21 protein-coding genes and 1 pseudogene are annotated in these 20750 nt (G+C 43.6%); 15 read left to right on the plus strand and 7 right to left on the minus strand.

Features of this window, described 5'->3' with window-relative positions:
* Positions 1-356: 356 nt before the first annotated feature.
* Positions 357-617: a hypothetical protein gene (locus VB740_RS10345; RefSeq protein ID WP_323199936.1), complete on the minus strand. Its 261-nt coding sequence runs from the start codon at positions 615-617 to the stop codon at positions 357-359.
* A gap of 162 nt (positions 618-779) precedes the next feature.
* On the opposite strand from VB740_RS10345, the gene dnaJ reads away from it, so the two are divergent.
* From dnaJ to VB740_RS10385, 8 genes are all read left to right on the plus strand, one after another.
* Positions 780-1907 (plus strand): molecular chaperone DnaJ, encoded by a 1128-nt coding sequence (gene dnaJ / locus VB740_RS10350; protein ID WP_323199937.1) that lies wholly within the window; start codon positions 780-782, stop codon positions 1905-1907.
* Positions 1907-2164 (plus strand): sulfurtransferase TusA family protein, encoded by a 258-nt coding sequence (locus VB740_RS10355; RefSeq protein WP_323199938.1) that lies wholly within the window; start codon positions 1907-1909, stop codon positions 2162-2164. Before dnaJ ends, VB740_RS10355 begins: the two co-directional genes overlap by 1 nt.
* A complete protein-coding gene (rsgA, locus tag VB740_RS10360) occupies positions 2161-3282 on the plus strand; it encodes a small ribosomal subunit biogenesis GTPase RsgA (protein ID WP_323199939.1) in 1122 nt (373 codons plus the stop codon). Before VB740_RS10355 ends, rsgA begins: the two co-directional genes overlap by 4 nt.
* A 71-nt stretch (positions 3283-3353) precedes the next feature.
* Positions 3354-4094 (plus strand): Uma2 family endonuclease, encoded by a 741-nt coding sequence (locus VB740_RS10365; RefSeq protein WP_323199940.1) that lies wholly within the window; start codon positions 3354-3356, stop codon positions 4092-4094.
* Positions 4095-4137: 43 nt separating this feature from the next.
* A complete protein-coding gene (locus VB740_RS10370; RefSeq protein ID WP_323199941.1) occupies positions 4138-4707 on the plus strand; it encodes a Uma2 family endonuclease in 570 nt (189 codons plus the stop codon).
* Between the two features lie 666 nt (positions 4708-5373).
* Positions 5374-6963, plus strand: coding sequence for a glycoside hydrolase family 57 protein (locus VB740_RS10375; protein ID WP_323199942.1), 1590 nt, complete (start codon positions 5374-5376; stop codon positions 6961-6963).
* Positions 6964-7036: 73 nt separating this feature from the next.
* Positions 7037-7228, plus strand: a complete 192-nt coding sequence (locus VB740_RS10380) for a DUF6888 family protein (RefSeq protein WP_416289601.1) — start codon at positions 7037-7039, stop codon at positions 7226-7228.
* Positions 7212-7409, plus strand: coding sequence for a DUF6887 family protein (locus VB740_RS10385; protein WP_109011583.1), 198 nt, complete (start codon positions 7212-7214; stop codon positions 7407-7409). The genes VB740_RS10380 and VB740_RS10385 overlap by 17 nt, the downstream gene beginning before the upstream one ends.
* An 82-nt stretch (positions 7410-7491) precedes the next feature.
* Here VB740_RS10385 and VB740_RS10390 read toward each other — a convergent pair whose 3' ends face one another.
* From VB740_RS10390 to petC, 5 genes are all read right to left on the minus strand, one after another.
* The gene (locus VB740_RS10390) at positions 7492-8178 is read right to left on the minus strand and encodes a Uma2 family endonuclease (RefSeq protein WP_323199943.1); all 687 of its coding nucleotides are present in this window, start codon (positions 8176-8178) and stop codon (positions 7492-7494) included.
* A 125-nt stretch (positions 8179-8303) separates the two neighbouring features.
* The gene (locus VB740_RS10395; protein WP_323199944.1) at positions 8304-8429 is read right to left on the minus strand and encodes a hypothetical protein; all 126 of its coding nucleotides are present in this window, start codon (positions 8427-8429) and stop codon (positions 8304-8306) included.
* 35 nt (positions 8430-8464) lie between these two features.
* Positions 8465-8815 (minus strand): DUF6717 family protein, encoded by a 351-nt coding sequence (locus tag VB740_RS10400; protein ID WP_323199945.1) that lies wholly within the window; start codon positions 8813-8815, stop codon positions 8465-8467.
* Positions 8816-8972: 157 nt separating this feature from the next.
* Positions 8973-9974, minus strand: a complete 1002-nt coding sequence (gene petA / locus VB740_RS10405) for a cytochrome f (RefSeq protein WP_323199946.1) — start codon at positions 9972-9974, stop codon at positions 8973-8975.
* A 134-nt stretch (positions 9975-10108) separates the two neighbouring features.
* Positions 10109-10648: a cytochrome b6-f complex iron-sulfur subunit gene (gene petC / locus VB740_RS10410; RefSeq protein WP_323199947.1), complete on the minus strand. Its 540-nt coding sequence runs from the start codon at positions 10646-10648 to the stop codon at positions 10109-10111.
* A 228-nt stretch (positions 10649-10876) separates the two neighbouring features.
* On the opposite strand from petC, the gene VB740_RS10415 reads away from it, so the two are divergent.
* From VB740_RS10415 to VB740_RS10425, 3 genes are all read left to right on the plus strand, one after another.
* The gene (locus tag VB740_RS10415) at positions 10877-11185 is read left to right on the plus strand and encodes a DUF3067 family protein (RefSeq protein WP_323199948.1); all 309 of its coding nucleotides are present in this window, start codon (positions 10877-10879) and stop codon (positions 11183-11185) included.
* Positions 11186-11312: 127 nt separating this feature from the next.
* Complete coding sequence (locus tag VB740_RS10420; RefSeq protein WP_323199949.1) at positions 11313-14405, plus strand: ATP-binding protein; 3093 nt, start codon at positions 11313-11315, stop codon at positions 14403-14405.
* A 4-nt stretch (positions 14406-14409) separates the two neighbouring features.
* A complete protein-coding gene (locus VB740_RS10425) occupies positions 14410-15372 on the plus strand; it encodes a diguanylate cyclase (protein ID WP_323199950.1) in 963 nt (320 codons plus the stop codon).
* Positions 15373-15486: 114 nt separating this feature from the next.
* On the opposite strand, the gene tatC is transcribed toward VB740_RS10425, so the two are convergent.
* Positions 15487-16281, minus strand: a complete 795-nt coding sequence (gene tatC, locus VB740_RS10430) for a twin-arginine translocase subunit TatC (protein WP_323199951.1) — start codon at positions 16279-16281, stop codon at positions 15487-15489.
* 402 nt (positions 16282-16683) lie between these two features.
* Here tatC and VB740_RS10435 point away from each other — a divergent pair, with 402 nt between their 5' ends.
* The 4 genes and pseudogenes from VB740_RS10435 to VB740_RS10450 all read left to right on the plus strand — a co-directional run.
* On the plus strand, positions 16684-16914 hold the full coding sequence (locus VB740_RS10435; RefSeq protein WP_323199952.1) for a hypothetical protein: 231 nt from the start codon (positions 16684-16686) through the stop codon (positions 16912-16914).
* Positions 16915-17136: 222 nt separating this feature from the next.
* On the plus strand, positions 17137-17994 hold the full coding sequence (locus VB740_RS10440) for an SDR family NAD(P)-dependent oxidoreductase (RefSeq protein WP_323199953.1): 858 nt from the start codon (positions 17137-17139) through the stop codon (positions 17992-17994).
* A gap of 728 nt (positions 17995-18722) precedes the next feature.
* On the plus strand, positions 18723-20060 hold the full coding sequence (locus VB740_RS10445; RefSeq protein ID WP_323199954.1) for a P-loop NTPase fold protein: 1338 nt from the start codon (positions 18723-18725) through the stop codon (positions 20058-20060).
* Positions 20030-20750: pseudogene (locus VB740_RS10450) on the plus strand (hypothetical protein); the annotation flags it as partial. The gene VB740_RS10445 and the pseudogene VB740_RS10450, both read left to right, overlap by 31 nt.

Below are 20750 nucleotides of genomic sequence, written 5' to 3' on the forward strand. Positions count from 1 at the left end.
TGGGCATTGGGCATTGGGCATTGGGCATTGGGCATTGGGCATTGGGCATTGGGAATTGAGCATTGGGCATTGAGCATTGGGCATTGGGCATTGGGAATTGAGCATTGGGCATTGGGCATTGGGAATTGAGCATGGTTATTCTCCTTGTCCCCTCATCTCCCTCATCTCCCCCTGCCTCCTCTGCCTCCCCTGCCTCCCCTGCTCCTCATCCCCACTCCCCTAAGTTGCAGATTTTTATTAAGGCGCTTTAATATATCTAAATATATTGATTATAAATTTAGCGAAGTTTCACAAGACCCCAGCGGTTTGCTAGATTGTAGAAGCAAATTACTTTGGGCTAGGCAGTATGCCAGTTCTCAGATGTAATCCAAAGCATATGGGTGGTTTTCCACACCTAATGGTGCGGCTAGCCCCTCTGGTTGATGGGCGGGGTTTTCCTCTCCTAAGTAGCACAATTGTAAAAGAGACAGCCGACTCGGCAGTGAGAAGTCTGAGCAGAGGCTTCCCCTGCTCCTAATTTCTATAGCTTTTGTCGTCTCCCACGAGGAAAGCACCTGTTGCTCAAGATTTGTCGGTGATTTTTGTAAAGGGTAAAGGGTAAAATCAGTTATTAACAAAAATTAATTTTATCTTTTGCCTAACCTCCGGCAAGCCGCTCTCTAAAGGATAATGTGTTGCTCTTGCATCTCTGTAAGCAAAACACTTTTCTGTAAGGTAGCAAATGCCCTTGACGTTCTACTGCCTTCTGCTTTCTTCCTTCTAACTTTTACCTTTGCTATATGGCCCGCGACTATTATGAAATCCTGGGTGTCTCTCGTGACACCGACAAAGAAGAAATCAAACAAGCCTATCGTCGTTTAGCCCGGAAGTATCACCCAGATGTGAACAAAGAACCGGGGGCGGAGGATCGCTTTAAAGAAATTAACCGCGCTTATGAGGTACTCTCAGAGCCAGAAACCCGCGCTCGTTACGATCGCTTTGGTCCAGAGGGTGTGTCAGGTGCTGGCGCTGGCTTCCAAGATGTCGGCGATATGGGCGGTTTTGCCGATATTTTTGAAAGCATTTTTAGCGGCTTTGCTGGCGGTATGGGTAATCCCACGCAACAAAGACGGCGCAGTGGGCCTGCTAGAGGTGATGACCTGCGGCTAGACCTGAAGCTAGACTTTCGGGAAGCGGTATTTGGCGGGGAAAAAGAAATTCGCATTTCCCATTTAGAAAATTGTGAAGTCTGTAGCGGTTCTGGTGCTAAACCTGGAACCCGCCCCCGCACTTGTTCTACTTGTACTGGTTCGGGTCAAGTCCGCCGTGTCACCAGAACACCTTTTGGCAGTTTCACCCAAGTCTCAACTTGTCCCACCTGTAATGGGACAGGGATGGTAATTGAAGATAAGTGTGATGCCTGTGATGGTAAGGGCGCAAATCAAGTCACAAAGAAACTCAAAATTACCATTCCAGCGGGGGTGGATAATGGCACACGCTTGCGGATTTCAAGTGAAGGGGATGCTGGTCAACGTAGTGGCCCTCCTGGGGATTTGTACGTTTACTTGTTCGTGAATGAGGACGAGGAATTCCAGCGGGATGGCATTAATATTCTCTCTGAAATTAAACTTAGCTATCTGCAAGCGATTTTAGGTTGTCGGTTAGAGGTAGATACGGTAGATGGGCCAGTGGAACTGATCATTCCGGCTGGAACCCAGCCCAATACGGTGATGAAGTTAGAAAATCGCGGTGTACCTCGTTTGGGTAATCCCGTTAGCCGAGGGGATCATATGCTGACAGTATTAATTGATATTCCCACCAAGGTCACCCCTGAGGAGAGGGAACTGTTGGAGAAGCTGGCTAAAATTAAGGGAGATCGTACTGGTAAAGGCGGTCTAGAAGGATTCTTGGGAAATTTATTTAAGTAATGAAGCCCTCTTCTCTTTTAACTCCCGATGCTCAACTTGATTTACGCGGCACCCCTTGCCCAATTAATTTTGTGCGGACAAAACTACGTCTGGAGAAAATGCCATTGGGAGGTTTGTTAGAAGTCTGGCTAGACCCTGGTGAGCCGATTGAGCAGGTTCCTGATAGTCTGACAATGGCAGGTTATCAGGTGGAACAAGTTACAGACTGCACTAGTTATTTTTCACTGTTAGTACGCCGTCCATTTACTGGCCAATGACAGGGGAAAATTTTGTCGAAACTGGGCAGTTATTGGGTACGGTGCTAGCCGTGCAGGCTAATTTTTACCGAGTACAGCTGGATGAAAAGGATGAGGAGATGAGGGAGATAAGGGAGATGAGGGAGCAAGATCCTCCTCATCTTCCCCATCCCCCTCATCTCCTCCTCTGTACTCGCCGAACACGCCTGAAAAAAATTGGGCAACAGGTGATGGTAGGCGATCGCGTTGTGGTAGAAGAACCAGATTGGGCTGGGGGACGGGGTGCGATCGCTGATGTCTTACCCCGTCACAGCGAATTAGATCGTCCGGCGATCGCTAATGTTAACCAAATCCTATTGGTATTTGCCGTTGCTGATCCGCCTTTGGAACCTTATCAGCTGAGTCGGTTTCTGATTAAGGCTGAGTCTACTGGCTTGGATGTGCTTTTATGCTTGAATAAAAGTGATTTAATTTCACCGCAGGAACAGCAGCAAATTAGCGATCGCCTCCTTGGTTGGGGCTACCAACCAATATTTATCAGCGTCAAGGATGGGATAAATACTGATCAAGCAGCTAAGTATTTAAGCAATAAAGTTACTGTAATTGCTGGGCCTTCCGGCGTTGGCAAATCCAGCCTGATTAATACGCTGATTGACTCTCTTCAGTTGCGAGTGGGAGAAGTTTCTGGCAAACTGGCTCGTGGTCGTCATACCACTCGCCATATAGAATTATTTGAGTTGCCTAACGGTGGTTTGTTAGCAGACACTCCCGGCTTTAATCAGCCAGACATGGATTGTAACCCAGAAGAATTAATCCATTATTTCCCAGAAGCCAGAAAGCGGTTAGCAGTTGCTAGCTGTCGGTTTAGTGATTGTCTGCATCGAGATGAGCCTGAGTGCGTGGTGCGGGGAGAGTGGGAACGATATGAACATTATTTAGAATTTTTGGATGCTGCGATCGCTCATCAAACTCAGCTGCACCAACAAGCCGATCCAGAATCTACCATGAAGTTAAAAAGCAAAAGCAAAGGCAAAGGGCAGAGTCAATACGAACCCAAGTTAGAAAGTAAAAAATATCGCCGGATTTCTCGCAAGACTCAGTTACAAGACTTGCAAGAGTTATATCGGGATGAAGAATAAAGGAGTGTGAGCGCACTTCTGTGCAAAGGTTGGTCACGATAGCATAGATACAAACATAAAAACTATCTTCTATGTCTCAGCCCCTTGCTGCCACCCCTAGTTTAAAAGATGTCACTGAGAGTATAATTTTCCCACCAGGTGATATCTATAGTGACGAACCCCCCTTGGAATCTGACTTACACCGCGAACAAATAGATTTACTCATCCGCTTGATTAAATGGTGGTGGCGCGATCGTCAGGATTTTTATGCTACCGGCAACCTGACAATCTATTTCAGTCCCAATCAAAAAAAATCAGAAGAATTTCGAGGGCCGGATTTCTTTGTGGTTTTAGATACAGAGAAAAAAGACCGCAAAAGCTGGGTTGTGTGGCAAGAAGACGGCAAATACCCCAATGTGATTATTGAGCTATTATCTAATTCCACTGCCTCGGTTGATAAAGGTTTAAAAAAGCAAATTTACCAAAATACATTTCGCACTCCAGATTACTTTTGGTTTGACCCAAATAACCTAGAATTACAGGGATTTCACTTAGTTGATGGGCAATATCAAGACCTTGTACCCACTGAGTCCGGTTGGTTGTGGAGTCAGCAGTTAGGGCTGTATTTGGCAGTATATTTGGGCAAATTACGGTTTTTTACACCAGATGGACAGATGGTGATGTTGCCAGAGGAAGAATCAAAGCAACAGTTACAGCAGCTAAACCAACAACTAGAACAAGCAAATCAACAACTACAACAAGAACGTCAACGGGCTGCAATCTTGGCAGAACGCTTACGAGCCGCAGGTATTGATCCTGAGAAAATATTCTAAAAATAGAATTTTATCTCTAAACCAGGTATAGGAAAATAATGCTATGAACCAAACAATATCTGATCAAGTCCGTTGGACAACCTCAGACTTAGAATTACTCCAAACTGACGAATGGAAGCGCTATGAAATTGTTGATGGAGAACTATTTGTGACTAGAGCGCCTCACTGGAAACATCAAGGGACTGCGGGCAATATATGCTTAGAATTACAAATTTTGTGTCGCTCTAGTGGGCTGGGGGAAACCCGTCAAACTCCCGGTATAATTTTTACAGATGCCGATAATGTTATACCCGATGTAGTTTGGATTAGTCGTGAGCGTTTAGCACAATTGCTAGATGACGAAGGGCATTTGAGAGGAGCGCCAGAATTGATTGTAGAAGTGCTTTCTCCTGGGACAACTAACGAACGTCGAGATCGAGAAGCGAAGCTGAAACTATACTCATCCACAGGAGTGCAAGAATACTGGATTGCAAATTGGCAATTACAGCAGCTAGAAGTTTATCGCAGAGAAACTGCCCAATTAAAACTGATCGCAACCTTGTTGGCTGATGACGAAATCACATCACCACTGTTACCAGGTTTTGGCGTTCGAGTTCAACGTTTTTTTATATAATTTTGGCGTAGGCGTAGCCCGCACTTCTCTACGAGACGCTACGCGTAGCTTGCTACCCCGGAGGGGTACGACAGAGCTACGTGACCACCGTAGCCATCGCTCATCAAACTCAGCTGCACCACCAAACTAGGCAAAGGGCAGAGTCAGTACAAACCCAACTTAGAAAGTCAAAAATACTGCCAGATTTCTCAGAAGACTCAGTTATAAATGACGTTTTTTTAAACCAACGTGAGTCTCCCACAGAAATGCACTTTAACCCAGAATATTGCCAGAAGAAGAAGCAAACCCGCAATTGAGTAAGTCGGCGAGCAAAATTCAATGTATATGAAGAAATATAAACTTGAAGTAGGGTGTGTTACGCCGTAGGCTAATGCACCTTGAATTTTGAGGTGAGTTAGCGGAAAAATTGACAGAATGCTTACGAGCCAAAGGTCTTGAACCGGAGTAAATATTTTCAGTGCAAGATTATACAATAAACAAATAGGCAAATTTTACAACTAGTTAACAACAAAAGGCGATGGAGGCATAACAAATGTTGTGTCCTCACAAGCACTGTAATTAACTCAATTGAAAACTATTCTTACGATCCCCATAAAGTCTTAAAATATTGTTAATTTCAGCCAAACCTCTCGACCTTCAACTTACAAGTATCACCCCAAAATCACTATGGCTATCGGCTACGTCGCGCTTGTACTCCACGCACATCTACCCTTCGTTCGTCACCCGGAAAGTGACTACGTGCTGGAGGAAGAATGGCTCTATGAAGCCATCACAGAAACCTACATTCCATTATTGAAAGTATTTGAAGGCTTAAAGCGAGACGGTATCGACTTTAAAATCACGATGAGTATGACACCACCTCTAGTGTCAATGCTTCGTGATCCTCTGCTGCAAGAACGCTATGACGCGCACTTGACCCAACTAGAAGAACTTATAGAACTAGAAGCAGAACATAATGTCAATAACGGGCATCTTCGTTATTTAGCCGAACATTACATTACTGAGTTTAAAGAAGCGCGTCAGCTATGGGAACGCAATCAAGGTGACTTGGTGACAGCTTTTAAGCAGTTCCAAGACAGTAACAACCTAGAAATCATCACTTGCGGCGCTACTCACGGCTATTTGCCGTTGATGAAAATGTATCCAGAAGCAGTCTGGGCGCAAATTCAGGTAGCTTGCGAACATTACGAGCAAACCTTTGGAAAAGCACCCAGAGGCATTTGGCTGCCGGAATGCGCTTACTATGAAGGTTTAGATCGGATGCTAGCCGATGCTGGGTTACGCTACTTCCTCACTGATGGGCATGGCATTCTTTACGCCCGTCCCCGTCCGCGCTTTGGCACTTATGCCCCAATTTATACAGAAACTGGTGTTGCTGTCTTTGGTCGAGATCATGAATCTTCCCAACAGGTATGGTCTTCTGAAGTGGGCTATCCTGGGGCGGCGGAATATCGAGAATTTTACAAAGATTTGGGCTGGGAAGCAGAATATGAGTATATCAAACCATACATCATGCCCAATGGTCAGAGAAAGAACACGGGTATTAAGTATCACAAAATTACTGGGCGTGGCTTAGGCCTATCAGATAAGGCACTCTACGATCCTTATTGGGCTAGGGAAAAGGCCGCAGAACACGCTGCTAACTTTATGTATAACAGAGAGCAGCAATCTGAGCATCTCTATGGTATAATGCAGCGCCCGCCAATTATCGTTTCGCCTTATGACGCAGAGTTATTTGGACATTGGTGGTATGAAGGCCCCTGGTTCATTGATTACCTATTCCGCAAGTCATGGTATGACCAAAAAACATATCAAATGACCCATTTGGCAGACTATTTGCGCGATCAGCCGACTCAGCAAGTCTGTCGTCCTTCGCAGTCGAGTTGGGGTTTCAAAGGTTTCCACGAGTATTGGTTGAATGAAACGAACGCGTGGGTTTATCCGCATTTGCATAAAGCTGCTGAACGGATGATTGAAATCTCGCACTTGGAACCAGAGGATGAATTGCAGTGGAAAGCGCTTAACCAAGCGGCGCGGGAATTATTATTAGCACAATCTTCTGACTGGGCATTTATTATGCGGACGGGAACAATGGTACCCTATGCGGTTAGACGGACGCGATCGCACCTGATGCGGTTCAATAAGCTCTACGAAGATGTTAAAGTCGGCAAGGTTGACAGTGGTTGGCTGGAAAAAGTCGAGTTAATGGATAATATCTTCCCTGAAATCAACTATCGCGTCTATCGTCCGCTATAGTCTCACAAAAAATAATCAACAGCAGTAGGGTGGGCATTGCTCACCCTATATTAGTAGTGAGGAGCATTCGTTTATTTTTCCAACAACAGAGCAAGCCTTAGCCTGTGTACGGGTTTGTCAAATGCTGTCAAATCTTTACAAAGACATCCGCTTATTTCGATTTGACGACAAAATCGGAGAAATTTACATTTTATCTGCGGATGAACTGCAAATCATTGTTTATCGCAATGGCGAATGGGAGTTTGTCAATGAACCCGAATTATGAGCAAATGAGTTTTACAGAATTGAGAGCTTATGTCGTAGAAAACCGTGAAGATATTGAAGCTCTACGTTTTTTAATGAGCAAACGCGACCCTAATTCTCCCAAGTATCCCATGCCTGTGACAGAAGCTGATATGCAAGCTCAAATGGAAATCATCAGGCGCAAGATTAATGGAGAACTTTGAGATTATTGTCTAATTCAGTAAGCATAATTAGGGTGGGTAAATCATACTCACCCGATTATTTTATTAACACTGCCGGATTTTGCTAAAGGCTATCTGGATCAATATTTAATTCTCGGAGTTTAGCAGCTAATCTTTGCGCTTTTTCTTCTGCGGCTTGTCGTGCAGTTGCTTCCTCTTCATGAGTTAGCAGTGTTTGACCCGTAGCTGGATTATAAAAACGCAGTTTTCCCGCCTCCAAGCGTAACTCTAGCCCCAAAACTTCACTGGGTAGGGACACTGTACCATCTGGCAGGGTATTAGCTGCCACTGGAAAATAATTCCCATCGACCAAGTGTAAACCCTGGAGTTGGGGATTGAGATAATCGCCTGTGGGGTCATATTGAAAATATTCACTCACTCCCAAAAAGGCGTAAATTCCTTTCTTTGCACCTTGGTCTTTGCTGCGGGTGGTTTTTGAGGTAATCTCTAGAACAAAATCTGGGGTTTGATTATTTTCTTCCCAGGTTTTGTAAGAGCGCCTGTCACGGTTTTCCACTCCAAACACCACAAATACATCTGGAGCGACAACCGATTCTGGATAATTTTTTTCGTAGTAAATAAATAGATTACCCGCGACGTATACATCTGGGTGATTTTGAAAATGAATCCCTAGCGCATTTATTACATAAGTCAAGTAACTGAACTGGATATCTCCTTCAGCCATTGGCTTACCGTCCTCATCTGGGTACTCAATTGGGGTAACGGGGATATACTCTACTGAGGCTGTCATGGGCAAATCCCTCAACTCAACTAGGGCTAAGTTTAATAATATCGCTCAAAATGCGATCGCCATAACTGGGAGGTTGAGAAATCACCAAAAATTCTAGATTGCGTAAGCGTAGCCCGTCGTAGACATTAATCTATAACTACATCAGCTAGTAAATCATCCATCTCATCGCTCATTTCTTGAGTATAAGGAATTAGTTCAGAAGGGTTTTGCATAGCATCGTTAATTAAAAAGTCGAGGAAAAGACTCATCATAATTAATGCCCTCATCTTCATCAGCTTCATTAACATTATTGGTTTATTTTTGCTTTGAACTGAGCGTAAAACTCTTTGGGAGCCTTATCGAAATACTTAAATAGAGCAGGGCAAAGCCATCCTTCCCGATCTAAATCTGCACTGTAATACCAGTTACCTCCATATTCTTCACGCCGCCAGTCAAACTTGATCTGATAGCCAGGAAAGGGAGATGCAGAAAATATCAAACTGAACCCTGACTCTGCATCTGGAACCTGTGCCACCATTCTTTCGATAATTTCGTCTGCCCCTGCCACGAAAGGTTCTCTAACTAGACCTACATTTCCATCGTCAAACACCCACATCTCGCCAAACTTATAGGGATGAATAACCATGATTGAGTTCATAAAGTTTACTAGCAGTTAATAGCCTTTAATAATGATATAAATATGTTGGTAGGCGTACAGCAATTTGTATAAGTCCCAAATTTCTAAATTTGGTGTAACTAACGTTAAAAAAGACAGGCATATTGCCTGTCCTACAAGTAATGATTTAGCAAAGAATTTAGAAATTCATCTCAGCAGCTTGAACTTTCTCAACCTGCTTCTTCTTCAGCACAAGCATAACTTGGGCTAACATTACAAGAGCGATGAACGCAATCATCCATTGAACTCTAGAAGCGTCTTGCAATACGATTTCTGCATCTTTTTGACCGAATCCACCTACATTTGGGTTGCTAGTCAAAGCATCACCAGTCTTGACTGCTTGCCCTTCGGAAACCATCAGTTCTGGCCCTAAAGGAATCGTATCAATTACAACATCACCAGATTCAGGTTGGATGTTGACTAGATATTTAACGTTACCGTCTCCATCTTCCTCTTTGGCAATCTTGGTAATTGTGCCAGTAGCGGAAGCATTGTAAACATTGTTGTTGCTCTTTTCGCCAGTCGGATAAACTTGTCCGCGTCCTCGGTTAGCACCTAAGTGAACTGAATATTTACCGAAGTGGATGTTTTTATCGGTTGCGGGGTTGGGAGAAAGAACAGGGAAGACGATTTCCTGATACTGTTCACCTGGTAAAGGGCCGACGATGACGACGTTTTCTTTGTCTTCGCTGTAGGATTGGAAGGGAGTGTCGCCAACTTCTTCTTTAAGTTCCTCGGAAAGACGGTCTTCGGGAGCAATCTTAAAGCCTTCAGGTAGCATCAGTACAGCACCGACATTCAAGCCGACCTTAGAACCATCGGCACCAACTTGCTGGGCGCTCAGATCGTAAGGGATTTTCACCACAGCTTTGAATACAGTGTCAGGTAGCACCGATTGGGGAACTTCCACTTCTGCCGGCTTGGCTGCTAGGTGACAGTTGGCACAAACAATCCGCCCTGTTGGTTCGCGGGGGGTTTCGGGATAGGTTTGCTGTGCCCAAAAGGGATAGGCGGCAGCTGATTGGGGAAGGGCTAGGTCGCTGGTGAAGTAAAATGTCACAGTAGCGATCGCTATGAGCAATGTTTTGACAATCGCTCTAGTGCTGCGAGTTAACCTCGCTCTTAAGAAAACATTTCTCATCTCTAATAAGGGCAACGATTGAATTAGTCATTAGTCATTGGGCATTAGGCATTGGGCATTGGGCATTGGGCATGGGTTATTTCTCCCTCATCTCCCTCATCTCCCTCACTCCCTTACTCAGCACTCAGCACTGATTAAGCCCACCAAGCTGGATCGCCAGTGCGGAAGTCGGTTTCAGTCCAAGGGGTCAAAACGATTTTATCGTTGGCTACATTGGTATGAGCCAAAGGTAAAGACAGGGGCGCTGGGCCGCGAATAACCTTACCAGTTTCGTCATACTGGGAACCATGACAAGGACACTTAAACTTGTTCTCTGCAACGTTCCAGGGGACAACACAACCTAAGTGGGTGCAGATGGCGTTAATGCCATAATCTTTGATCGCTTCTTTGCTGTCTACCACAATATAGGTAGGATCTCCCTTTAGCCCTTGGACTAGGTTGCGATCGCCTGCATTCCGGTTTTCTAGAAATTTAGCGACGCTAACATCGTTACCTAGCTCGTCTTTTGCTGTTGTACCACCACCAGCACCACCGGTTGCGGGTGGAATAAAGTAGTTGACAACGGGATACAATGCACCCAGAGCTACTCCAGTGACAGTCCCAAAAGTGAGCAGATTCATGAACTGACGACGCCCCATATCGGGCACGTCTGCTGATTCAGAAAATTGAGCCATAATCTACGCGCTCTTTGTGTATTTTGTTAAGCATTTTGACAAAAGTACTGTACTTGAGGAACTCTTGTCTAAGTCGAAATGCTAGCGCTCACAACGATGCCATACTTCTTTGTTCCAAGATATAAAAAGCATCTTTTCTGTTAGCATTACATTTCTTTATATCCTTATCATACTGGAGTCACGGAACTTAACATCATAACTAAATGTAAAATCTGATTGAGAAAAGCTATGACAGGACAGGAATTACGCCAGATGTTGCTTGATAAGTGGGGATACTCTTACGATGTCCAGTTCCGGCGGGCACAGGGAAAGATATTTTTGCAAGTAATGTGGAAATACTTGGAGCAAGCTTCTTTTCCGTTGAGCGAGGCGGAGTACCAAGAGCATCTTGACACCATTGCTAATTATCTTCATGCCTTGGGTGGGTCAACACAAGTACAAACATTTATCACCCAAACACGCGATCGCCCCCGACTCGGCAAAGCTGTTAGCATTCCTCTAGATTTGGGTGAACGTTCTTCCGAATGGATATTATAACCAAGTTTTTCTTCCTTTTCCCCTCTCTGGCAAGAGCCAATTGAACTGATTTCAGGCAATTCTCCTTGTCTGAATTTTTAACTTAATATTCACAACTTTTTGATTTCTAAAACCGCTTATCTTAGCTATGCAGTCCCCAAATCCGATCTCACTCTCCTCACTCACCCCTTCAGTACTAACGGCTTTAGAAGTGTGCAGTGATGAATCGGTGTATGCTCCAGGCTATATTCAGCCGCATGGAATTTTGCTGATGCTGCAAGAGCCACACCTGAGAATCTTGCAGATTAGTGAAAATGTGGAACAGTTTTTTGGGATTTCGGCAGAAGCATTGCTGGGTCAACCATTGCAACGATTGTTTTCTGGCGATCAAGTGCAACGACTTGCTGGGTATCTAGCTCAAGATAACCTGGAGCTTTGCAATCCGTTTCAACTAAAAACCCGGCGGAGGGTTGCCCAGACTGATTGGCAACGGAAAAATCAAACATTTACAGGTGTAATGTACCGGATGGTAAATGGGTTAATCCTGGAACTAGAACCTCAGCAATCCAGCAACAGAATCCATTCAACCCAGTTTTATCACCGCCTACAAGGGGCGATCGCTAATCTCCGTAATGCCACTAACCTGAAAAATATGGCTCAAACCCTTGCCAAAGATGTGAAAGCAATGACTGGGTTTGATCGAGTTATGATCTACCGTTTTAAGGCAGACGACAGTGGTGTGGTGATTGCGGAGCAGAAACAGAGGCATCTAGAAAGCTACTTGGGACTGCACTATATGGCGACAGATATTCCCGCGCCAGCCCGCAAGTTGTTTTGCCACAAGTTGATACGATTCATTCCCGATGTCAATTACACCCCTATCCCCCTGATTCCCAGCAACCATCCTCTGACGGATACACCCCTCAATCTGAGTAATTCTCTGTTACGAGGAGTGTCTCACTATCACATTGAATACTTACAGAATATGGGGGTTGCTGGGTCGATGACGATTTCGTTACTCAACGACAAACACCTCTGGGGATTAATTGCCTGTCACCACTCCAGCCCGAAACTAGTGGATTATGAAACTCGCAAAGCCTGTGAATTTTTAGGACAGTTTGCCTCGATTGAACTGGTGCATAAGCAAGAACAAGAATTGCATTTTTACCGAACACGGGTGAAAAAAATTCAGAATGAACTGCAACAGACATTATTGCAAGAGTCCAATTTTATTGAGCAAGTGTTGAGCCGAAATACTTTTCAATTACTGGAGCTAGTTCATGCTCAAGGAGCAGCGATTTCACTTGACGGCCATCTGACATTAGTTGGTCAAACGCCATCGATTACCCAAGTGCAGGATTTAGTGACGTGGTTGGTGCAACATCAGGGGGAACAAGTCTTTGCTACCAATTCCCTCTCACTTTTATATTCAGAAGCGAAGGCATTTAAAGATCAAGCTAGCGGCATCCTTGCAATTTCAATTTTATTCAATCATGTTAAACAAAAGTCTTACCACATTATCTGGTTTCGATCAGAACAAATCCAGACAGTGAATTGGGCCGGCAACCCCCAAGATATGGTGAAAATCAATGAAATTGGAGAGATGGAATTGTGTCCCCGAAAGTCGTTTGAACTGTGGAAGGAAACCGTGAGAGAAACTTCCTTGCCTTGGGAAATGACCGAACTAGAAGCCGCTAGTGAGATGCGAAATACGCTGATGTTGGCACTGCTGGAGTTTTCCCAGATAGCCCTAGAACAAGCGGCAGAACAAGCCGCGATCGCCAACCGTGCCAAAAGCCAGTTCCTCGCTAAAATGAGCCACGAACTGCGGACTCCTCTCAATGCCATTTTGGGATTTACTCAGTTGATGAACCGCAGCGACAAGATTCCATCTGAGTTTCAAGAAGATTTAGACATCATTAGCCGCAGTGGAGAACACTTATTAACCTTGATCAACGATGTGCTGGAAATGTCCAAAATTGAAGCAGGTCAGTTACAGCTAACAGAAAATAGTTTCGATTTGCATCAACTAATCCACTCCATCAGAGATATGGTTGCCCTCAAAGCTTTAGAGAAAGGAATTGATTTGAAAACAGAACAGCATACCAGCGTTCCTCGCTATGTGTATGGTGACGAATCAAAACTGCGCCAAATTCTGCTCAACCTATTAAGCAATGCGATCAAATTTACAACAACAGGCAATGTCAGTCTGCGATTAGAAACTTTGACCGGGAGAGTATCCAGCATCAACTCACTTGATTCAACAGATACCAATGATTCCAAACCAATCATCACCCTTCATATCGAAGTTGAAGATACTGGGTGTGGTATCGCTCAGTCTGATATGGAAACTGTGTTTGCAGCCTTTATGCAAACAGAACGAGGTCGTCATACTCAAGGGACAGGTTTAGGCTTATCTATTAGCCGTCAGTTTGCCCGTTTAATGGGTGGTGATATTACAGTGCGAAGCACCCTAAATCAGGGGTCAACTTTTATTTGTGAGGTTTTACTGAGTCTGGGCAACTCAGCAGATATCATCGCGCCAGAAACGACTCGCACTGTTATCGGTCTGGAACCGGGACAACCCACTTATCGCATTTTGGTGGTGGAAGACTTTCAAGAAAATCGTCAGTTGCTCATCAGGCTATTGGAATCAGTTGGGTTCGAGGTCTATGCTGCTGAGAACGGAAATGAAGCGATCGCTCTTTGGGAAAAATGGCACCCCCACCTGATTTTAATGGACATTCAAATGCCCGTGGTGGATGGCTACGAAACTACCCGACAAATTCGAGCGGGGGAAACAGGTAAAGACGTGGTGATTATTGCGGTGACGGCTTATGCCTTTGAGGAAGACTACACCACCAGCATTCAAGCAGGCTGTAACGACCATATCAACAAACCATTTATAGAAGCTATCTTATTTGAGAAGATTGCACACTACTTAAGAGTCCGCTACTGCTACCGCGAAAAAGCTTTACCGGGGTTAGACCAGCAAAATTTACTTCAGAAATCCCTAACAGCCAAAGATTTACAGGTAATGTCGCCAGAGTGGATTATTCAGGCGCATCAAGCAGCTTTGGATCTCAACGATGCCGAACTCTACAATCTCATCGCTCAAATTCCCAACCAGGAGCAAGTTCTCGCCAATGCTCTGAAATATCTAGTGGAGAACTTCGAGTTGGAAGCGATAGCGAAGCGCTGCTGCGAAGCGCAGAACGCAAATCTCACTCAAACTCAGTAAAAAGATGATGGCTAATTTACTTAAATCCCCTTCGGAAACGAATATCCTCGTCGTGGACGATACCCCCGATAATCTACGGTTGTTAGCCAAAATATTAGAGTTGCAGGGTTACATCATCCGTAAATCCATTAACGGGAGAATGGCATTACAAGCCGCCGAACGACATCCGCCGGATCTGATTCTGCTTGACATTAATATGCCCGAAATGAATGGCTATGAGGTTTGTCAACAGTTGAAAGCATCAAAAAAAACAGATCAAATTCCGATTATTTTTATTAGTGCCCTTGACCAAATTAATGATAAAGTGCAGGCTTTTGAATTAGGTGGACAAGACTATATCACTAAGCCATTTCAAGAACTTGAAGTGCTAATGCGAGTCAGAAACCAGTTGCTCATCAAACAGCAACATCAACAACTTATTGAGCAAAATCAACGCCTAGAGCATGAAATTCAGGAACGCCTGAAGGCTGAAGCAGAGGTAAGGCAGCTATCTTTAACTGATGAATTGACAGGACTATATAATCGCCGTGGTTTCTTTTGGCTGGCAAATCAGCAATTCAAAATTGCCCAACGCACACCAATGTTCTGCTGTCTTTTGTTTGTTGATTTAGATGGTCTAAAGCAGATTAATGATTCTCTAGGGCATGAAATCGGAGACAAAATGCTCGTTGACACAGCCCAATTACTAAAGCAATCTTTCCGTGATTCGGATATTATTGCCCGTCTAGGAGGAGATGAGTTTGTCATATTTATTCCTGTCTGCTCTCAAAATACAGATGAATTTTATCCTCGATTGCAAGTAAATATTGATCGCTTTAATCAAGAGCATAATTACTCGTATCAACTATCCATAAGTATTGGTGCTACCCAATGTGCTTTAAATGAAAACGTTTCACTAGAACAATTGCTAGAAGAGGCTGACAAACTCATGTATGAGCATAAACGTGCTAAACGCTTCGTAACTTAACAAAAAATAAATATTGGCATCAGTTGCCAGAATTCAATTCTGACTTATGTATAACTGGTAAGCCAACGCTTGGATTAAAATTTTTTACCTATTCTCTATTACTTATTCCAAATGTTATTTACCTGTAAGCTTCACCAGTCCAACACCGCCGAAATAAAGCCCTAAAACGGCTCCCGCTAAAAGACTTTGAGTTAGAGGATCAGTCGAAGGTGTAAGCACTGCTCCTAAAACTACTGCTCCCATAATTACGTAACGCCAACCAGAAACCATTCGTTGAGAAGAGACAATGTTCAAATTACCGAGCAACAGTTGGATGATGGGAATTTGAAATGCTAAACCAGTGCTGAATAACAGTAGCAGCACAAATTCAAAATATTTATCAATTGACCAAATTTGTTCAACTACATCTGCTCCGTAGCTGATGAAAAAATTCAAAGCTGCGGGGATAAGGAGTAAATAGGCAAATACTAACCCCGCTCCAAACAGCAGACTCGAACCCAAAACCACAGGCCCCAATATCCGACGTTCACGGCGAGTCAGCCCTGGAAGCACAAACTGGATAATCTGGTAAAGAATGAAAGGACTAGTAAGTATGATGCCAGTGTAGGCTGCAACTTTCAGGGAGACAAAGAAATATTCTCCGGGTGCAAGTTGGAGAAATTTTACTCCTTGTGCAGGAACCTCAAGTAGCTGGACAATTGGTTTAACGGCAAAAAAACAGCCGATAATCCCCACCGCTACAGCAATCAGCGAATAAAAAATGCGCTGCCGCAACTCTTCTAGGTGGTCGAAAAGGGACATTTCGACTTCACCTGGCAGATCATCAAGAGGATCAGTGTCTGAGTTGCCATATCCTTCTGGATCGATGTTGGGAACGTTTACAGTATCTACATCTTGTGAGGTCGTCACGTCGCTTCGCTCCGAATTCAAAATTCAAAATTCAAAATTAACAATCCCCTAAATTTATTTATGGGCTTGTATTCTTTTCTTTGTAGGTCATCGACCATTTCGGTGACTCAGCACTCTTCATTATTTTATCCGGGGAATGCAGCTAGCAAGATATGTTTTTGAATGCTGTGGGTTTTTTGTCCTGTTTTTTGGGGTTGCATCTGCATAAGTTAGTAGGAAGCCATATTGTAGGCAATGCCTAACCAAAAAAGGTGGAACCAATAATCTAAAAATAACGTCTCTGCGGCTACTAACACTGAGTAAATTGACACAACATCAATATATAATACTCAGTTTTGAAAATCCGGTTCATCAAGATGGGATCTATACATAGCGCAATCGGAAATTTTTAGCTGAGGTTTTATGAATAGGACAATTTGCATTGGACTGATGGCATTGCCTATTTATTTATACAATGCTCAACTAGGCAATACTTCTAGTAGTGGCGTGTCAATTGTCGAAAACCAACTTCTCACAATAACTCCTCTAGTTGTTTACAGCCCAAATTCTCAGTCAGATAAATTTCCGTGGCAAATATCGGCTAGAGATGACCAAACCGAAGATTGTCTTCGCGCTGGTACTTGCAGAGATTGATACTAATGCGTAATTCGTAATTCGTAATGACGCTCGATGACTCGCTTTGCGCGTCGCTAACGTAATTCGTAATGACGCTCGCGCCTTTGGCGTCTCCTCTTCTCCCAAAGGGAGAGGCTAGCGCCAAGGGAGAAGACTTGCTACCGCTTCTCTACGAGACGCTACGCGAACGCTAACGTAATTCGTAATTTCAGTAATTTCATCATAATACGGAGAGAGTTAATGGTTACAGGAAATCAACGTACAGTAGTAGTTACAGGAGCGTCAACAGGAATTGGCCAAGCGTGTGCTTTGCTTTTAGACCAGTTGGGTTTCTCTGTTTTTGCTGGCGTGCGTCAAGATAGTGATGCTCAAACACTTAAACAGAAAGGGTCACAAAGGCTCATTCCGATTTTTTTAGATGTTACTGACGCTGAATCGATCGCAGCTGCGGTTGATAAGGTAACAAATGCAGTCGGTGGTGCTGGAATTTTAGGTTTAGTAAATAATGCCGGAGTTGCTATCCCAGGCCCCTTAGAATTATTAGCGATCGCAGAATTTCAACACCAGATGCAGGTTAATGTCACCGGACAATTAGCAGTGACACAAGCATTTCTTGGTCTATTACGCCAAAATCGGGGCCGAATTGTCAATATGGGTTCCATTGCTGGTAGAAGCCCGACGCCGTTCCTGGGAGCTTACAATGCGTCCAAATTTGCGCTCGTTGCACTCACTGATGTTATGCGGATGGAGTTACGCCCTTGGGGAATCTCGGTTTCAATTATTGAACCTGGTTCCATCGCTACCCCAATCTGGGAAAAGTCCCTAAGTCAATCTGAAATCGCACAGCAGGAACTACCACAAACGGCACACAATCTCTACGGACAGGCGATGAATATTGTCCGCAAGAAAATGCAGATTATCGCATCTAAGGGAATTTCTGCGGATATTGTCGCTCAGGCTGTTGTCCATGCGCTCACTGCAAAGCAGCCAAAGACACGCTATCTTGTTGGACAAGATGCCAAAATTGGAGCTATGCTGAAGCATATTTTGCCTGATAAGCTGCACGACCGTATAATTTTATACTCAATGGGGCTGTAGATTACTTCTTTACCAGTTCAGCAGTACAGCATGGTTTAAATCCAGCTACTATCTCAAACACACGGGGCAAAATCCACTTGTTAAAGGTAAGCGAATTGTCGCCTGTACTATTTGTAGCTACTTCAGAGGTTGTCAACCTGAATGCAGAAGCTATCGTGAACAAAATCATAATTTTCATTCAAATCATGATTTGCGTCACTAAGATTATGTTTATTTAGGAACGATATTCAGACAAAATACGAGAAAAAAGACTTTTTTTCAGGGATTTAATCAGGAAATGCGCCTCATTGGGCTGCTGCCGCTAATAAAATAAACGAGGCGGCAGCCATTTTACACCAATGCATAACTGGCATAATTATGCGCCCCTAGAGTATGGTTTAATAACCTGAAAATTACTGTAACAGAACTCATATTCAAAAAGACTGCAAAATTGTACTCAACAGTACCTTTTTTTCTATCAGATATTTTTAATATTCATAAGAGTAGCTTATTAAATATTAGATATTTTTCTTAATTATACTTATACTAGAATTTTTGCTTACTTAAAATCAAATACCAGGATTTCAATGTGCTACATCTAACCTATATATGAACAATCATCCGAAATGTTGCTAGTTTAGTTAGTAGTTTGGGTGAAATGTACTTAAATTAAGGGATCAATTCCCTAAAACCAATATATTTAGCCAGCAAATTTTGTCATCCCTATTCCTGAGTGAACTCGATTAGTTATGCTCCTAGATTTAGAAAGATTTTATCAGGCTTGCAATCCCAGCAGACCTCTAATCATAGGAAATGCCAGCGATCGCAGGTACTATATCGATTTTGCTGCGGTGCGGGGTGGTAAAATTATTGAGGCTTTGCAGCGCACGATCGCTCGAATATCGCCGGATGTCCCAACTTGTCAGCTGTTTACAGGACATCTTGGCTGTGGAAAATCAACGGAGTTGTTGCGCCTCAAAGCTGAGTTAGAAGTGCAGCAATTTCATGTAGTTTACTTTGAGTCTACCCATGTCTTAGAAATGGCAGATGTGGATGTGACTGATATTTTGTTAGCGATCGCAGGCCAAGTGAGTCAAAGCCTAGAAGCAATGAAAATTAGGCTCAAACCTATCTACTTTACCAAGTTGTTTGGTGAACTTGTGGATTTTCTGCAAACGCCAATTGAGCTTGGGGTAGAAGCAGAGTTGTCTGTAGGGATTGCCAAAATTACAACTAAAGCTAAAGAAAGTCCCCAATTGCGGCGGCGGTTAAGAGATTATCTAGAACCGCGAACAGCAAATATTTTACAGTCAATTAATCAAGAATTGCTAGAACGTGCCAACAAGGAACTGAAAGCCAGGGGTAAAAAAGGACTGGTAGTCATTGTTGATAACTTGGATAGAGTTGCAATTCGACCTTTACCATCGGGGCGATCGCTACCAGAATACTTATTTATTGAGCGGGGTGAACAGTTACGCAAATTAAATTGTCATGTAGTCTACACTATTCCCTTAGCCCTGACTTTCTCCAACGATAGCGCCGAACTTCAGCATCGTTTAGGGGGAGGAGTCGCACCAAAGATGTTGCCAATGATACCTGTACGTCTACGCTCTGGGGAGATTTTCACTCAAGGGCTAGCAATGATGCAGCAAATGGTTCTAGCTAGAGCTTTTCCAGACATTCTGCCTAGCGATCGGTTAGGCTTAATTACAGAGGTGTTTGATAGTTTGGAAACCTTAGATCGATTGTGCCTGATTAGTGGTGGTCATGTACGCGACTTACTAGGGTTACTGTTTGACTGTCTGCGAGAACAAGATCCACCCTTTGAGCGGGATTGTGTCGAATTGGTAATCCAAAGACAACGGGATTACCGAGCCAACGCCATTGATCCTCATGAGTGGGAACTAATCTTTCAGGTGGTGCAACAGCAAAGAGTTAGAGGTGATATACAATACCACACTTTATTACGAAGTTTATTTGTATTTGAATACCGCGATCATCAGGGAGCTTGGTTTGCCGTCAACCCAGTTTTAGCAGAGACGGAAAAATTTAAATCATGGTTGAACGACACCCACAAGCAGATATAAGAGCAGCTAACGAACGCGCTTTGCGGAGTTTAGGGAGAGCAATTGCCCTTTCTAATGGTCAATTCTCACTGGTTTTGGTGTGCTGCAATTATCGAGTTTTGCAAGAGCAAATGCTGCAACGACTCGAAGAACTCTCTTCAGAAGCACACCGAATTCAAAAGGTAGTTCTGTCGCATAATGCTAGAAGCCTTTACACAAGTATTCATTTACAACTGCTAACAGAAGACAATCCGCCATCAGCGTTGATGATTTTGGGTTTAGAGTCAGTAGATGGACTCGATGATCTACTTAGCTCTATCAATCATATTCGTGATGAATTTCGCAAACGCCATCCATTTCCAATGATTGTGTGGATGAATGAGGAAGTGTTGCAAAAGGTTGTACGTTTAGCACCAGATTTCGCTAGTTGGGCGGCAACACCGATTAAGTTTGAGATGACAACTCAATCATTGCTGCAATTGTTGCAGCAGGAAACTGACTCTTTATTTGCTACGGTGTTACCAACCGATGCAGCACAACACCAACCTCCTCAAGTTGCCAAGAATTTTTTCACTGTGGAGCAAGTCTGGGAACATAGCTATGAACTCCACTTTGCTATTAGAGAGTTGCACAATCGTGGTATTACCTTAGAGCCAGAATTACACGCTAGTTTAGAATTTGTTTTTGGCCTAGATAATTATATTAGCGATC

The sequence above is a fragment of the Nostoc sp. UHCC 0251 genome, from assembly GCF_034932245.1.
In the GTDB taxonomy this organism is placed as follows: Bacteria; Cyanobacteriota; Cyanobacteriia; order Cyanobacteriales; family Nostocaceae; genus Nostoc.